Raw genomic sequence first — 16,732 nt, 5'->3', positions numbered from 1 at the left:
ATACTTCGCCTTTTCTTATTTATTGCTAAAATTAGCTTATTTACTCTTTTAATTATCGACTATAACTAGATCTAGACGATGATGAACTACTGCTTCCTCCTCTACTGTAGCCTGATGAGCTACTTCCAGAAGATGAACGGCTATAGCTACTACTAGGGTAAGAGCTACTAGACGAGCGACTGTAGCTACTGTTACTAGAACTACTCGGATAAGAAGAGCTGCCTCTACTATAACTAGATCTTGAAGATGAGTTACTTGGATAAGATGAACTTCCTCTACTATAGCTAGATCTAGAATAAGATGAATTATTAGACGATGAGTTCGTATTATTAGAAGAGTTACCTCTACTGTAGCTAGAACGAGAATTGCTACTTCCTGTATTCGATATCGCCTCTCCTCTATTATAAGAACCTGAACTAGTATTATCTGTAGAACTACTACCTCTGCTGTAGCTAGAACGAGAGTTGCTGCTTCCACTATTCGCTATCGCCTCTCCTCTGCTATATGAACCAGAACCATTAGTATCTGTAGAACTACCTCCTCTGCTGTAACTAGAACGAGAGTTACCACTTCCATTACTAGATGTGCTACTATTATCCGTATAAGCAGATCTTCTATAATTTGGATTTTGGTTACTGTCCACTGAGTATTCACTACGTGAGTTAGAACTACCTCTTGTATCTGTTAGATCTTTTCTATTGTAGAAACTATCTTCTCCATATCTAGTTCTAAAGGATTGATTTGGATTCTGGCTTTCATAAGAGTTCTGAGCTACATCATAATACATTCTTTGTGCACGTGTACTATATCTATTACTAGAATAATAATAATTATTATAATGATTAATCTGAATGTGTACATGACTCATATATCTGTCTGTACTATAAGGAGAATAATGGTAGTAATAGTCAGGATAATATCCCCAACCCCACGATGAGTGATAAGCTCTATAATTATTCGTCCAGAATAAAGTAAACATGGGAGGTCTACTTAAATAAACAGGCTCATAAATATAGTTAGGTCCATACAGATAAGAGTTCCCTACTACTTGCATTAATACTACATTTTCTCTAGTATCTTTTTCTACTTCAATAGTTGCAACATCTTGGAAAAGATCCTTGCCTAATACTGCCTGAATGACAATAAGGTGTGTTCTTCCTTCCACTAATTCCACAACTCGTAGATAATCTACATAACCATCTCTATTCAAATCGAGGTTATTGATTCTCAAGTTAGGGTCATTCAATCTAAATTCAAAGTCAGCTAAATCCTTAGACTCTCCAAATATAGAAGCTACAGCCTGAAGGTCTAGATTATCGCTAATGTCATAGTTATTAGCTGTTACGACAGCTCTCTGACCAAAACTTAAAGCCTCAGTAAGAGAAAAAATAACTAAAAATATATATTGTATTGTTTTCATTTCAAAAAGTATAAAATGTTATCACTTCTTCTATAATGGCAAAAAATGTACCATAACAATCTATAGCAAGATACTGAAAAACAAAGAGTAAAAGTTATTTGATTTCATAAAAAGAGTAAATGTTTTCATAATATTCCACGTTTTAAGGGTAGTGATAACAAATTAAAAGACAGTATTTTAAAGTATCTACTTATTTAGTCTTACAATTTTAGTAATTTTGCACTATAATATAGTTTATATGATTGATAGAGAAGAAATAAATTTTGAACGTTCTGTAATCGTTGGAATCATTACACAAGATCAAGATGAATCAAAGCTAAATGAGTATTTAGACGAATTAGAGTTTTTGACATTTACTGCAGGAGGACAAGTATATAAGCGTTTTACACAGAAAATGGACAAGCCGAACCCTAAGACCTTTGTTGGTACTGGGAAGATGCAAGAAATTCATAATTATATTGTAGAGAACGATATTCATACCGTGATATTCGATGATGAACTATCGCCTGCTCAACAAAAGAATATTTCTAGGGAGCTAGACTGTAAAGTACTAGATCGTACTAACCTAATCCTAGACATCTTTGCGCAAAGAGCACAAACTTCGTATGCAAGAACTCAAGTAGAGCTAGCACAATTCCAGTATTTATTACCTAGACTATCTGGTATGTGGACGCACTTAGAAAGACAACGTGGAGGTATCGGAATGAGAGGTCCTGGAGAGACAGAGATAGAAACAGATAGACGTATCGTACGTGACCGTATTACCCTTTTAAGAGATAAATTAAAGGTAATCGATAAGCAAATGGCTTCTCAAAGAGGAAACCGTGGAGCAATGGTACGAGTAGCCTTAGTAGGATATACTAACGTGGGTAAGTCTACACTAATGAATGCTGTAGGTAAAAGTGAAGTATTCGTAGAGAATAAGTTGTTTGCAACGCTAGATACTACTGTACGTAAAATCGTAATTGGTAACTTGCCATTCTTATTGTCAGATACTGTAGGGTTTATTCGTAAACTACCTACTCAGTTAGTCGAGTCATTTAAAAGTACCTTAGATGAAGTAAGAGAAGCAGATCTATTATTACACGTGGTAGATATTTCTCATCATGACTTCGTAGATCACATCGAATCTGTAAATGAGATCCTTAAAGATATCAAGAGTAATGACAAGCCTACTATTATGATATTTAACAAAATAGATGCTTATCAACCTGAGAGAATCGAAGAAGACGATCTAATGACAGAACGCACTTCTAAACACTATTCAATAGAAGAATGGAAGAAGACTTGGATGAATAAAGTAGGTGAAAACAATGCTATTTTTATCTCAGCAACAAACAAAGAAAACTTTGAAGAGTTTAGAAAGAAAGTTTACGAAGCAGTACGTGAAATCCACATTACACGTTTCCCTTACAACAACTTTTTATTCCCAGATTATGACCATTTAATTGAATCTTCAGAAGAAGAATAAAATATTTGTTTATAAATTAATTAGTAAAAGAAGATTAGATAATAATATTTTTTCTATTTTTACAGTATTGCTAAAAAGCTGATTATATGTATTTATCAATGAACAATAATTTCTCTAATAATAATTTGAATCGTTTCTACGACTCGAAGAGGAATCCTATTGGCATTGATTTAAGTTAATTATATATTATTTCATTATCCGTTTAAAGGCTCCTCTCTGAGGAGCCTTTTTTATTTTAAAACAAATTCAAAAACAAAAAATCATGAGCAAAAAAGAAATTTTACAAACAGAAAAATCCATTGCATTAGTCAAAGAACAATTCTCTAAAGGACTATGTGACGCACTTAACCTATACCCTATATCATCACCTATGATCGTAAATGAAGGCACAGGTATTAATGATGATTTAAACGGTATAGAGCGTCCAGTGTCATTCCCTGTAAAATTTCTAAATAACAATCGCGGTGTAGTAGTTCACTCATTAGCAAAATGGAAAAGAATAAGACTACAAGAGCTAGAGTTAGATGCTCATGAGGGAATTCTAACAGATATGAAAGCTCTTCGTCCTGACGAAGATAGTAGTCCTATACACTCTATCTATGTAGATCAATGGGACTGGGAGTTACGTATTGAAAAAGCAGATAGAACATTAAGTTATTTGAAAAATATAGTACGTTCGATCTATCAAACATTGCTAGACACAGAACACAGAATATATGAAGAACTAGGAATAGAACCTATCCTACCTAAAAAACTGTCTTTTATCCATTCTGAGCAACTTTTACAACTATACCCTACTCTTGCTCCAAAAGAAAGAGAACATGCAATAGCGAAAGAATATGGAGCTATTTTTATTATAGGAATTGGAGGAAAGCTATCTAATGGCATTCCGCATGATAGCCGATCTGCTGACTATGATGATTGGACTACTCCTACAGAAGATGGTTATAAAGGACTAAATGGAGATTTACTAGTTTGGAACCCTGTTCATGGTAAATCATTAGAACTATCTTCTATGGGAATTAGAGTAGACAAAGAAGCTTTAGAACATCAATTAGAGTTAGCAGGAGCTTTAGATAAAAAATCATTGTTATATCACAGCTTATTACTTGAGGACAAGTTACCTCTTTGTATAGGTGGAGGTCTTGGTCAGTCGAGAATTTGTATGTTTTTATTACGCAAAAAGCATATTGGAGAAGTACAAGCGAGTATCTGGCCAGAACAAGTAAGAAAAGAAGCTGAACTAAAAGGGATTAACCTATTATAATAAAGAAAAGGTTGGCAGATGCCAACCTTTTCTTTATATATATTCTCTTAGAAGTTGTAGTTTACTCCTACTCCAACCATTTCTCTAACTTGGAAGCCTTTATAAGCTAAGTCATCATAGATTGTTTGGAATGTAAAGTTTGTAGAAAGATATTTATTAATCTTCATCACTACATTCAACTGATAATCAATTACCACATTCTCTGGTTTTTTCAGATAGTTAGAATATAAGTTTAAGATATTCTCAACAGATACATTCTCCATAATGTCGAATTTGTAGTATCCATTAACAGACATCCCCAGTTGGTATTTCATTGATTTACCTTTTTCAACACCAAAAGCATCACCAAACTCTGTAAAGTGGTCATGAACAAAAATGAAACGCGAAGTAGCTGGTGCTATATTCACTTTCAAATTATCACTCTTTTTCCACAACATACCAGGTCCTACTTGTAAGTAAGCTGGAGACATAAAGTGTGAGTTGTATACTCCATCTTTATCTATCCCTCGATCCATCTGAGTCTTGAAATTCAAGAATGCAGAATAGAACCAATTACCTTGAGCTTTTTTACCTAGTAAAGAGTTAAACTCTAATCTATCATCCGTTTTTTTCTGATCTTGCCCTTTTAACTTAGTAAGACCATAACTAGCAATTATTTTATTATCCCAGTTCCAATCACCTTGTTTGTAATTGAAATCGTAATTCACTTTAAAACTTCCAGATACGTTATTATCTCCACCTGCTTGCCAATTTGAGAAGCTAGATTGGTTAAGTAAAAAAGTAAAATTACCCGTTCTTGTCCATGGGCTAACAGCTTCTGTTGCTGTATTAGCCTCAGTTTCCTGAGCCTGAGCTGAATACACTGCTAAGAAAGCGCACACTCCTAATAAAAGTCTCTTCATATTGTTAAAATTTTAATCAAAAATAATAACAATAAGTTAAAATAGCAAAGAATGAACTACTTTTTAATTGTACGTTTATACACAGGTACTGCAGAACATGCTTCTCCAAACATCACTGAACGTGCATGATTCATCATTAATTGTGTTGCTAAAACATACGCCTCCTCTGGGATTTCTTTCTTTGAACAACCTTTAATAATTACTGGTAAATCTGCATATTGAGAATAATCTAAAGAAAATAATAATTCCTGATAAATAGATTTTTCCAAATGTGCTCTATCACCTAAAAATATACGTTTCGCAACTGGTTGAAGATGACTGGTCAAAAGCATATATGCCCATCCTGGAAGAATAGCGTCTGTAGAACAGAAAAGTCCTACATAGGCATTCTCATAAATAGACCAATCTACTTCTTTTAATGAAGCTCTGAATTCTTTCTCTCTAAGAACAAATCCTTCGTATAACCATTGTGCTATATCTATATCCATACGAGGATTCGTAGGATACAACTCTTCTAAGTCAAAAACTTTAAGAGCGCTATTAGCAACCTTATTTACAATTTCTCCCTCCATAATTAAAGCATTCCTAACTCTAATTTAGCCTCTTCACTCATTAAATCTTTTGTCCAAGATGGCTCAAAAGTTAATTCAATCTCAACACTTTTTACATTGTCTATTGATCTTACCTTCTCCTCTACTTCCATTGGTAAAGTCTCTGCTACAGGACAGTTAGGTGAAGTTAATGTCATTAAAATCTTAACGTCGTAATTTTCATTAACAAAAACATCATAAATCAATCCTAACTCATATATATCTACAGGAATCTCTGGGTCATATATAGTTTTAAGAACCTTAACTATATTCTCCCCTAATTGTTGTACATCTACTTCTTCCATATTCTATAAATTTATTGTTTAGCTTGATAAGCTAAAGCATACATTTTAATTTGTTTGATCATTGAAACTAATCCATTCGCTCTAGTCGGAGACAAATGTTCTTTTAGACCTATCTCGTCAATAAAAGACATATCTGCATTTAGAATATCTTCTGTTCTCTGTCCTGAAAACACTCGAATCAAAATAGCAATAATTCCTTTAGTCAAAATAGCATCACTATTTGCCGTAAAAACGACCTTACCATCTTGTAATTCTGCATACAACCACACTTGTGATTGACATCCTTTAATCAAGTTCTCTTCTACTTGATACTGAGGATCGATTAACGGAAGGGTTTTCCCTAATTCTATAATATATTCATAACGTTGCATCCAATCGTCGAACATTGAAAAATCGTCAATTATCTCTTCTTGAATTTCTTTAATTGTCATATCGTTATATTTTCTTTATTTACTTATTATGATAACATCATTTGTGCTTTCTTCACTGCTTCTACCAATACATCGATCTCTTCTTTTGTATTATAGAAAGCAAATGAAGCTCTAATCGTACCTGGAATGCCAAAAAAGTCCATAATAGGTTGTGTACAATGATGCCCTGTACGCACAGCTACACCAAGTTTATCAACGATAACTCCAACATCATAAGGATGAATACCTTCTAGATTAAAAGAAATCACAGAGGTCTTCTCTTTAGCAGTTCCGTATATTTTAAGTCCTTCTATTTCAGATAAACGTTTTGTTCCATACTCTAAAAGTTCATGTTCATAGGCTGCTATTTTATCAAACCCTATTCCATTTAGATAATCTAAAGCAACTCCTAACACAATCCCTCCAGCAATATTCGGCGTACCTGCTTCAAATTTATGTGGTAGACATGCATACGTAGTCTTTTCAAAAGTAACAGTCTTGATCATCTCTCCTCCTCCTTGATAAGGTGGTAGTTTGTTTAACCATTCTTCTTTTCCATAAAGAACTCCAGTACCTGTTGGTCCACACACCTTATGTCCTGAAAAAACATAGAAATCACAATCAAGGTCTTGTACATCAGGTTTAATATGCGGTGTTGCTTGAGCACCATCAATTAATACAGCAGCTCCCACTTGATGAGCTTTAGCTATAATTTCCTTAATTGGGTTGATAGTACCAAGCGCATTAGAAATATGGGTTACAGCTACTACTTTTGTATTAGAGTTTAATAGCTTGTCAAATTCTTCCATAATTAAATCACCATCCTGATTCATTGGAATAACTTTCAATGTAGCTCCTGAACGTTCACAAGCGAACTGCCATGGCACAATATTAGAATGGTGCTCCATAGCTGAAATAAGCACCTCATCACCTTCCTTAAGTAAACTACCAAAACCACTTGCCACCAAGTTTATTCCAAACGTAGTCCCTGCAGTAAACAGTACTTCATAATCATGCTTAGCATTCACATGAGCTTGTACTTTTTTACGAGCTTCTTCATACGCATCAGTAGCCAATTGGCTTAGTGTATGCACACCTCTATGAATATTTGCATTGATAGTTTCGTAATATTTAACAATTGCATCCTCTACCACTTTTGGCTTTTGTGCAGTAGCTGCGTTGTCAAAATAAACTAAAGGCTTGCCATTTACTGATTGAGTAAGAATTGGAAAATTCTTACGTACCTCCTTTATATCTAACATATTACTTTTCATTTAATTAAAAATACTCGTCATACTTCTTTAGTATGCAAATGTAAAAGCAAAGATAAGGATAACTATACTTTAGCCTACTAAATATTAATTTAAAATTAATCTAAATATGTTTTGTAACGCGTAAAAAAGATTCTATTTTTGCCATAATTTAGAACTATTTCAAATAAACAACTCAAATGAAAAAACTAACAGCTTTATTCCTAATCGTTACAGCAATGATGAGCTGTAATTCTAAAAAAGAACAAGAGTCTACACCAGTTGAAACGACTCAAGTAAAAGAAAGAATTATTTCTCTAAATGGAGCAATTACAGAAACACTTGTTGCTCTTGGAGAAAAAGAAAATATAATAGCAGTAGATGTAACTAGTACTTATCCTGAGAACATTAAAACAACAGCTCAAGATCTAGGACATACTTCTAAAATATCTATCGAAAGCATTATGGCGTTAAAACCAACGATTATATATGCTACAGAAAAAGACCTTAATGATGACTTTAAAAGTCAATTAGAAAAAACAAAAATACGCTTAGAAGTTATTAAACAAGAGTTCTCTTTAGAAGGAACAAAAACATTAATAAAAACAGTAGCTAAATCATTAAACAATGAAAACTACCAACCACTTCTAGACAAAATAGATCAAGATTTACAAGATCTTCCTTCATTTGAAAACAAACCTAAGGTATTGTTCATCTATGCTCGTGGAGCTGCAACACTTCTTGTAGCAGGAGACAAAACACCAGTAAACAATATAGTAGGTCTAGCAGGAGGACAAAATGCTGTAACAGAATTTGAAGATTTCAAACCTCTTACACCAGAATCATTACTAAACAGTAACCCAGACTATATCCTAATGTTCACAACAGGATTACAAAGTATGGGAGGTATCGATGGAGTATTAAAAATCGACGGTATCAACAAAACGAATGCTGGTAAAAACAAAAAAGTAATTGCAATGGATGGCTTATTATTAAGTGGATTCGGTCCAAGAGTAGGTCAAGCAGCGAAAGAATTAAATCAATTACTATCTGAATAAATTATAATGAAAACCAAACTCTCTTTTTACGCAATAGTATTATCTGTTATCTTAATTGTAATAGCCATTGCGTCTATATTCATAGGAGTTTATCAATTTGAGTCTGGATCATTTCAGACTTTATACCAAATATTGTTCACTAAGCAAGAGGTAAATCCAAGCGACTATTATGTATTTTTTGATGTCCGACTTCCCAGAGTTCTAATGGCAATCTTAACTGGCGCTGGACTATCTCTTGCCGGAACAACACTTCAAGGGATGTTTAAGAATCCCCTTGCCTCACCTGACCTTATAGGTATTACAGCTGGCTCTGTATTATTTGCAGCAGTTACTATTGTTTTAGGATCTCACATTAAATCCTTGATCCCAGAAGCTGTACACTACTCACTACTGAGTATCATGAGCTTTATAGGAGCCATCATCACGATGACTTTTGTGTATAAAATGTCCACCACAGCAGGTAAGACGAATATCAGTGTCTTACTATTATCAGGAGTAGCTATTACTTCCCTAACAGGTGCTGCGACAGGCTTGCTTACTTATCTATCAAGCGACGAAGAGTTAAGAAACCTGACATTCTGGACCTTAGGTAGCTTAGCAGGAGCGACTTGGACTAAAGTTAGTATCCTTGCAGTAGTAATACTAGTATCTATAACCTTGTTAATCAACAAGGGAAAAGCTTTAAATGCTATGATGCTAGGAGAACGAGATGCTACCCACTTAGGAATACCAGTAGAGAAAACAAAGAAAAAAATAGTACTATTATCTGCCCTTATGGTAGGTACCATAGTAGCATTCACTGGAACTATAGGATTCGTAGGATTAATAGTTCCATATATACTTAGACTTGTTTTTAAATCGAACTATTACTTTATCCTACCCCTGTCTACACTATGTGGTAGTATATTATTATTAGTTGCAGATACAATAAGCAGAACACTAGTGCCGCCTTCAGAGATTCCGATAGGTATTCTTACTTCGATTATGGGAGCACCAGTATTTATTGCTATATTAATCAAGTTTAAAAAATCACTCTAATTATGATTGAAGCTTTTAAAATAAACTATTTAGCAAAAGGAAATTATATCATCAACGATATAGATTTCGAATGTAAAGAAGGTGAGTTTATTGCGATATTAGGTCCTAATGGAGCTGGTAAGTCTACATTCTTAAGTATACTTGCTGACGAATTACACGAAAAAGGAAACAAGGTTTTATTGAAATCATGTGAATACCCTAAATGGTGTACGAAAGAACTACCAAAGCACAAAGCTAAGTTTTCACAACATCACAATGGAGATATCCCCTTAAACGTAGAAGACGTAGTGATGATGGGTAGATATCCTTACTTTGACCACATCCCTACAGAAGAAGACAAGACTGCAGTACAGCAGAGTATGGACTGTATCGACATCTGTCCACTACAGCACAGAGAGTATAATCATCTGTCTGGTGGAGAGAAACAACGTGTCCACTTAGCTAGAGTATTATCACAGTTAAACAATAATGTTGAGAATAAGCTGTTATTCTTAGACGAACCATTGAACAATCTAGATGTACTACATCAGCATCGTATCATGGATATCATTAAAGAATTTACGTCTAAAGGAAATACAGCTATCGTAGTAATACATGATCTAAATTTAGCAGCACAGTATGCTGATAAAATACTCTTGCTACAAAAAGGGAAAAAAGTAATCTATGACACACCTGCAGAAGTATTAACTCAAGAGATCATCTCTGAGGTATATAACTTCCCATGTGTAGTAACTAAAAACCCTGTTAGCAATAATCCTTTAATAATATTTGGTATCTAAAAACAATAATTATGAGTACAAGCACACAAACATTAAAAGAACGTTGGGACGCTCTAAAGGTGACCAATCCACATATTAGAATACGCAATGCAGCCAAAGAACTTAACGCTAGTGAAATGGAACTGCTTGCTACACAAATAGGAGAATCTGTTACAAGATTAAAACCTGAATTTGAAGCCATACTATCTGAAGTAGAAACTTTAGGAAAAGTAATGGCACTTACACGTAATGACGAATGTGTACATGAGAGAAAAGGTGTGTATGCTAACCCTGATTTTAGTAGCCCTCACGCTGGTTTATTCGTTAATCCTGATATTGATCTAAGAATATTCTTAAGCCACTGGAAGAAAGTATTCGCAGTAGTAGAGAAAGCAGGAGACAAAGACAGAATGAGTTTACAGTTCTTTGGTAAAGACGGTGAAGCTATTCACAAGATTTATTTAGTACCTCAGAGCAACGAAGAAGCATTCCATGCGTTAGTAAAAAAATATACTTCAGAGAACCAATCAACTGAAGAAACAACAGAACCTTACTTACATAATCTAGACGAAAGATTAGATGAAGAGATAGATGTAGAAGGATTCAGAACAGAGTGGAAAGAACTAAAAGATACACATAACTTCTTTTCACTATTAAAGAAATACAACCTAACTCGTACCCAAGCATTAAGATTAGCTCCAGATGAGTACTACGCTAAGCAGATTACTAAAGATGCTATCGTAACCTTGTTAGAAGGTGCTTCAGAAGCTCAGACACCTATTATGGTCTTTGTAGGGAATAGAGGTAATATCCAGATTCACACAGGTGAAGTAAAAAGAACGATGTGGCATCAGAACTGGTACAATGTACTAGACCCAGACTTCAATATGCACCTAGATATGGATAAAATAGCACAGACATGGATAGTGCGCAAACCAACAGAAGATGGTATCGTAACTTCTGTAGAAGTATTCAACGAGATTGGCGAAATCATCGTCCAGTTCTTTGGTAAGAGAAAACCAGGAATACCTGAATTAGAACAATGGAGAGAACTAGTTGCTAAACTAGCTTAATATACTAAAAAGTGGAAGGCATACCTTCCACTTTTTTTATTTTCAGTAGGTGCCCTTCTATTCAACAGAAATAGAAAATTACATATTTTTTAAGACTATTCTGTAAAAACTAGGAATAACAAAATGGCATTAAGACAATATCATCACAATAAACCTACTCTTAAATGATATCACCATAAAATCGACAATCACAACATTTCAACAAATAATAGTTATCAACAGATGTTTAATAACTAATTATGATTTTCAAACATTTTATATTGATTTAGTTATTAGTAAACAGTAAATTAGCTAAGATAACTTCGTCAATCTTATCTACTTACACACAAGGCTATCGCAGTGTTCACAAGTGTTCATCACTTTTAAAAAGTACACTCACTTGACGTTTTAACTAGAAGAAGGTTATCCTAATTATATAATCTAATAAAATTAAGCTATGTCGATTTTTGATAAAAGAGTAAACTACAAACCGTTTGAGTATCCTGGAATTTACCAATTCACAGATGCAATTAATAAATCATTTTGGGTACATAGTGAAGTTGACTTCACAGCTGATACACAAGATTTCCACTCACACTTAACGAAAGAAGAACAACTAGCTATCAAGCACAGTTTATTAGCTATTGCGCAGATAGAAGTTGCGGTTAAGACCTTTTGGGGAAACTTATACTTACACTTCCCTAAACCAGAATTTAATGGACTAGGAAGTACATTTGCAGAATGTGAGTTTAGACACTCAGAAGCATATTCTAGATTATTAGATGTATTAGGATATAATGACGAGTTCGAGAACTTATTAACTGTACCTGTTATTAAAGAAAGAGTTGAATACTTATCAGAAGTATTAGAGAACTCTGGTAACTATACTGACCGCAAAAAGTATGTAGTATCTCTTATCTTATTCTCTTTATTGATTGAGAACGTATCTCTGTTCAGCCAGTTCGCCATCATCTTATCTTTTACTCGTTTTAAAGGACTAATGAAGAATGTGAGCAACATCATTGCATGGACATCAGTAGACGAGCAAGTACATGCTAACGCAGGTATTTATATCGTTAATGTGATTAGAGACGAGTTCCCAGACTTCTTTGATGATGAGTTAATCAATCATGTGAATGAAGTAATCCATAAATCTATCGAGATTGAAAGCAGAATCCTAGACTGGATATTCAGCACAGGAGAAATAGAAACGGTAAACAAAGCAGATCTATTAAACTTCATGAAGTTCAGAGTAGACGAAAGTATGCAAAAGATCGGCCTTAAAAAGGTATTTAATATCACCCACGAACAATACAAACCAATGGCTTGGTTCGAAGAAGAAGTGTTCGCAAACAGTTTAGATGATTTCTTCGCTAAGAGACCTGTTGACTATACTAAGCACGATAAGAGTTTCTCTGCAGACGACCTATTCTAAACCAAAAAATTCACTATCAAAAAAATCTAAAAGAATTCTATGAACAATTTCTCATTACCATTATTGACAGAAGACAACGATAACCTAACAGAAAAACTTTGGTGGAAAAACTCCGAAAGTGAACAAATCCTTAATAGAGGATACTTGCTTAAAGGAGAAACAGTAGAAGGTGCTATCGACCGTATCGCATCAGCTGCTGCCAGAAGACTGTATAAACCCGAATTAAAAGAATCATTCCAAGAGATGATAGAACGTGGATGGATGAGTCTGAGCTCTCCTATCTGGGCTAATATGGGTACAGAGAGAGGTCTGCCTATTTCTTGTTTTAACGTACATATTCCAGATGGTATAGAGGGAATCACACACAAACTTGGTGAAGTAATTATGCAAACCAAAATTGGTGGTGGTACATCAGGTTACTTTGGAGCGCTTCGTGAGAGAGGAAGTGCTGTAACAGATAATGGTAAGAGTAGCGGCGCTGTAAGCTTTATGAAGTTGTTCGATACAGCGATGGACACCATATCACAAGGAGGGGTACGTAGAGGTGCTTTTGCAGCATACCTAGACATAGACCATCCTGACTGTGAAGAATTCTTAAATATAAAAAACATCGGTAACCCTATTCAGAACCTATTCTATGGAGTATGTATACCAGACTACTGGATGCAAGAGATGATAGACGGGGATAGAGAGAAGAGACAGTTATGGGCTAAAGTACTAGAGAGTCGTCAACAAAAAGGTATGCCATACTTATTCTTCTCTGATAACGTGAATGGACATAAACCACAAGTGTACAAAGACCTAAATATGCGTGTAAACGCAAGTAACCTTTGTTCTGAAATCATGTTGCCTTCATCTGATGACGAATCGTTCATCTGTTGTTTATCTTCTATGAACCTAGAGTTATACGACGAGTGGAAAGACACAGAAGCTGTTAAACTAGCGATCTACTTCTTAGACGCAGTACTTCAAGAGTTTATAGAAAAAACAGAAGGAAACTACTATTTAGCTGCTGCTAATCGTTTTGCTAAACGCCATAGAGCATTAGGTTTAGGAGTACTAGGATGGCACTCATACTTACAGAAGAATATGATCCCATTCGAAGGACTACAAGCTAAAATGCTTACGAATCAAATATTCGATAATATCAGTGCTAAAGCGGACAAAGCGTCTCAAGAATTAGCACGCATCTATGGTGAACCAGAAATCATGAAAGGATATGGTAGACGTAACACGACTACTATGGCTATCGCTCCTACTACATCATCATCTGCTATCTTAGGACAGACTTCTCCAGGTATAGAACCTTTTAGTAGTAACTATTACAAAGCAGGACTATCTAAAGGAAACTTCATGCGTAAGAATAAATACTTAACGAAGTTACTAGAAGAAAAAGGTCTAGACAACGAAGAAACATGGAGAACTATCATGCTTAACGGTGGTAGTGTACAGCAGATAGAAGGTCTTACTGAAGAAGAAAAAGCAGTATTCAAGACATTCAAAGAAATCAGTCAACTTGAAATCATACAACAAGCTGCTGTAAGACAGAAGTACGTAGACCAAGCACAAAGCTTAAATCTAAACATCCCTTCTGCTCTACCGATCAAGGAAGTAAACAACCTAATGATCGAAGCGTGGAAACTAGGAGTTAAAACATTGTACTACCAGCGTAGTCAGAGTGTCTCTAAAGAGATGGTAACTAACCTAGTGACTTGTAGCAGTTGCGAATCTTAAGAACTCAATCTAAATTATCTTATAATCTATAAAGAGAGAATCTTCACACAGAGGGTTCTCTCTTTTTATATCCCTACTCTTCTACCTCATCGTAGTATACAGTATGTCAAAGAACGTATGAACTATAATTCTGTAGACAAAACTATCACTTCATACTTTCTTTATTCTCTACACTGACTTTTATGATTGTATATGCATACTTCTAGCCTATTATGGTCGCATAAAGTGGGACACATACCACAGCATCATATAGTACCTTTTAAGCCAATATCTCTTACTAAAAGCAACTATATAAGTAATTGTCGAAAAACAGCATATTAACACCTCTAAACACGCTCTGTGCAATACCCTTTTCTTATTTACTCACTAGCAGCAATACACAATAGCAATTCAGCTATACTGACATTTAATTGCAGTATAAAAATACGAATACTAGTAATCTCTTAAAATATAGTTAAAAAAACAACACTTTATACCCTCAAACACTAAAACACAGCACGTTACATTTTTTGGCACGATATATGAAATATACTTTGTACAACAAAAACAACAAACTTTCTTTTTCTTAAGCGACCTAGCTCCCCCAATAGCTAGGTCGTTTTTATTATCATACCTAACCAATATGACCATAGCATTTAATAAATGCAAAAAGAGACTGCCTAAGGCAGTCTCTTTTATATTTGACCAAGTATAAAAAACGTGAAATTAAATTTCAAATCCCATAGATACTCCTAATTTACCAGCAATTACTTTTGCTACCTTAGATTTTAACTCAGGTACTTTTACAGACTCCATTACTTCATCTGTGAAAGCATACATTAGTAATGCTTTTGCTTCTTTCTTAGGAATTCCTCTTTGACGCATATAGAACATCGCATCTTCATTAAGCTGCCCTATAGTACATCCATGCGAACACTTCACATCATCAGCGAAGATTTCTAACTGTGGTTTAGCATAGATATTAGCTTTTTCACTTAGTAAGATATTATTACTCTGTTGGAAACCATCTGTTTTCTGTGCTATTTTATCTACATAGATCTTACCATTAAATACTCCTGTAGAATTACCATCATAGATACCTTTGTAGTTCTGGTGGCTCTCACAGTTAGGTTGGTTATGAGATACTAATGTGTAGTGATCCACGTGTTGTTTATCACTGATTAGTGTCACACCTTTTAACGTACTATCAATGCGCTCTCCGTCTTGATAGAAGTTTAAGTTATTTCTAATCAACTTACCTCCGAATGAGAAAGTATGAACAGAAACTCTACTCTCTTGCTTCTGAGTAATATATGTATTGTCTACTAGTGTAGCTTCTTCATTATCATTCTGTAACTTATAGAAATCTACGATAGCACGTTTATGCGCTACGATCTCAGTTACAGCATTAGTAAGTACAGTAGAGTTAGTCAAGTTCTGATGTCTTTCTACGATCTGTACATGAGCATTCTCTCCTACTACTACTAAGTTACGAGGTTGTACTAACAGAGCTTTATCCGCTACCGTAGAGAAGTATATAATCTCTATCGGCTTAGCCACTACTTTACTCTTAGGAATATTAATAAATGCTCCCTCAGTAGCAAAAGCTGTGTTTAACGCCGTCATACTATCTGTCTTATCAGCCGTATTGTTATAAAAGGCATCGATCACCATTTTATATTTAGGCTTAGTCAGTGCAGATGACATTAAACATACGTCTAAACCATCATGAGTAGTAGATGATAAATGAGAACTGAACACTCCATTGATAAACACCAATTTATACGTGTCAGAATCACTTAAGAAGTATTTCTTTACATCTTTATACTCTATCGCTGTCTCCTCTTTCTGTAATACGCGAAATTCATTCTTTAAAATTGAATTCAATGAAGTGTACTTCCACGCTTCTACTTTCTTAGTAGGAAATCCTTTATCTTCGAATGTCTTTAATGCTTCTAAACGAATATCGTGTAAACCTTCATGTTCACCTTTTAAACCTTGTTCAAAAGCCACAAAAGACGTAATTAATTTATCTTTAAGCTCCATAATTCTTTCTTTGCAAT

The 16,732-nt window shown here is 34.6% G+C and carries 15 protein-coding genes; 8 read left to right on the top strand and 7 right to left on the bottom strand.

Going from position 1 to position 16,732, the window contains the following annotated elements; genetic code table 11:
* Nucleotides 1-52: 52 nt before the first annotated feature.
* Entirely contained in the window at nucleotides 53-1,420 is a 1,368-nt protein-coding gene (locus tag MODO_RS02955; RefSeq protein ID WP_006257873.1) for a hypothetical protein, read from the bottom strand.
* A 238-nt stretch (nucleotides 1,421-1,658) separates the two neighbouring features.
* On the opposite strand from MODO_RS02955, the gene hflX reads away from it, so the two are divergent.
* Both hflX and asnA read left to right on the top strand, forming a co-directional pair.
* The gene (gene hflX / locus MODO_RS02950) at nucleotides 1,659-2,891 is read left to right on the top strand and encodes a GTPase HflX (protein WP_006257874.1); all 1,233 of its coding nucleotides are present in this window, start codon (nucleotides 1,659-1,661) and stop codon (nucleotides 2,889-2,891) included.
* 262 nt (nucleotides 2,892-3,153) lie between these two features.
* Nucleotides 3,154-4,158: an aspartate--ammonia ligase gene (gene asnA / locus MODO_RS02945; protein ID WP_006257875.1), complete on the top strand. Its 1,005-nt coding sequence runs from the start codon at nucleotides 3,154-3,156 to the stop codon at nucleotides 4,156-4,158.
* A 47-nt stretch (nucleotides 4,159-4,205) separates the two neighbouring features.
* On the opposite strand, the gene MODO_RS02940 is transcribed toward asnA, so the two are convergent.
* The 5 genes from MODO_RS02940 to MODO_RS02920 are packed head-to-tail and all read right to left on the bottom strand — an operon-like array spanning nucleotide 4,206 to nucleotide 7,627.
* Nucleotides 4,206-5,060: a DUF3078 domain-containing protein gene (locus tag MODO_RS02940; protein ID WP_006257876.1), complete on the bottom strand. Its 855-nt coding sequence runs from the start codon at nucleotides 5,058-5,060 to the stop codon at nucleotides 4,206-4,208.
* Nucleotides 5,061-5,116: 56 nt separating this feature from the next.
* Nucleotides 5,117-5,632: a DUF2480 family protein gene (locus MODO_RS02935; RefSeq protein WP_006257877.1), complete on the bottom strand. Its 516-nt coding sequence runs from the start codon at nucleotides 5,630-5,632 to the stop codon at nucleotides 5,117-5,119.
* Between the two features lie 2 nt (nucleotides 5,633-5,634).
* A complete protein-coding gene (locus MODO_RS02930) occupies nucleotides 5,635-5,955 on the bottom strand; it encodes an iron-sulfur cluster assembly protein (protein WP_006257878.1) in 321 nt (106 codons plus the stop codon).
* Nucleotides 5,956-5,966: 11 nt separating this feature from the next.
* The gene (locus tag MODO_RS02925) at nucleotides 5,967-6,386 is read right to left on the bottom strand and encodes a SufE family protein (RefSeq protein ID WP_006257879.1); all 420 of its coding nucleotides are present in this window, start codon (nucleotides 6,384-6,386) and stop codon (nucleotides 5,967-5,969) included.
* Between the two features lie 26 nt (nucleotides 6,387-6,412).
* On the bottom strand, nucleotides 6,413-7,627 hold the full coding sequence (locus MODO_RS02920) for an aminotransferase class V-fold PLP-dependent enzyme (protein ID WP_006257880.1): 1,215 nt from the start codon (nucleotides 7,625-7,627) through the stop codon (nucleotides 6,413-6,415).
* 188 nt (nucleotides 7,628-7,815) lie between these two features.
* On the opposite strand from MODO_RS02920, the gene MODO_RS02915 reads away from it, so the two are divergent.
* The 6 genes from MODO_RS02915 to MODO_RS02890 all read left to right on the top strand — a co-directional run bounded on the left by MODO_RS02915 (nucleotide 7,816) and on the right by MODO_RS02890 (nucleotide 14,690).
* On the top strand, nucleotides 7,816-8,673 hold the full coding sequence (locus MODO_RS02915) for a heme/hemin ABC transporter substrate-binding protein (protein WP_006257881.1): 858 nt from the start codon (nucleotides 7,816-7,818) through the stop codon (nucleotides 8,671-8,673).
* A 6-nt stretch (nucleotides 8,674-8,679) separates the two neighbouring features.
* Entirely contained in the window at nucleotides 8,680-9,711 is a 1,032-nt protein-coding gene (locus tag MODO_RS02910; RefSeq protein WP_006257882.1) for a FecCD family ABC transporter permease, read from the top strand.
* Between the two features lie 2 nt (nucleotides 9,712-9,713).
* Nucleotides 9,714-10,490 carry a heme ABC transporter ATP-binding protein gene (locus MODO_RS02905; protein ID WP_006257883.1) on the top strand — a complete coding sequence of 259 codons (777 nt, stop codon included), beginning with the start codon at nucleotides 9,714-9,716 and terminating at the stop codon, nucleotides 10,488-10,490.
* Between the two features lie 11 nt (nucleotides 10,491-10,501).
* Entirely contained in the window at nucleotides 10,502-11,542 is a 1,041-nt protein-coding gene (locus MODO_RS02900) for a hemin-degrading factor (RefSeq protein WP_006257884.1), read from the top strand.
* A 436-nt stretch (nucleotides 11,543-11,978) separates the two neighbouring features.
* On the top strand, nucleotides 11,979-12,956 hold the full coding sequence (locus MODO_RS02895) for a ribonucleotide-diphosphate reductase subunit beta (RefSeq protein ID WP_006257885.1): 978 nt from the start codon (nucleotides 11,979-11,981) through the stop codon (nucleotides 12,954-12,956).
* A gap of 39 nt (nucleotides 12,957-12,995) precedes the next feature.
* Nucleotides 12,996-14,690 (top strand): ribonucleoside-diphosphate reductase subunit alpha, encoded by a 1,695-nt coding sequence (locus MODO_RS02890; protein ID WP_006257886.1) that lies wholly within the window; start codon nucleotides 12,996-12,998, stop codon nucleotides 14,688-14,690.
* 705 nt (nucleotides 14,691-15,395) lie between these two features.
* Here the strand turns inward: MODO_RS02890 and sufD are convergent.
* The gene (gene sufD, locus MODO_RS02885) at nucleotides 15,396-16,715 is read right to left on the bottom strand and encodes a Fe-S cluster assembly protein SufD (protein ID WP_006257887.1); all 1,320 of its coding nucleotides are present in this window, start codon (nucleotides 16,713-16,715) and stop codon (nucleotides 15,396-15,398) included.
* Nucleotides 16,716-16,732 lie beyond the last annotated feature (17 nt).

Source organism: Myroides odoratimimus (assembly GCF_001485415.1).
GTDB lineage: Bacteria > Bacteroidota > Bacteroidia > Flavobacteriales > Flavobacteriaceae > Flavobacterium > Flavobacterium odoratimimum.
This window is presented reverse-complemented; position numbering and strand designations above follow the sequence as displayed.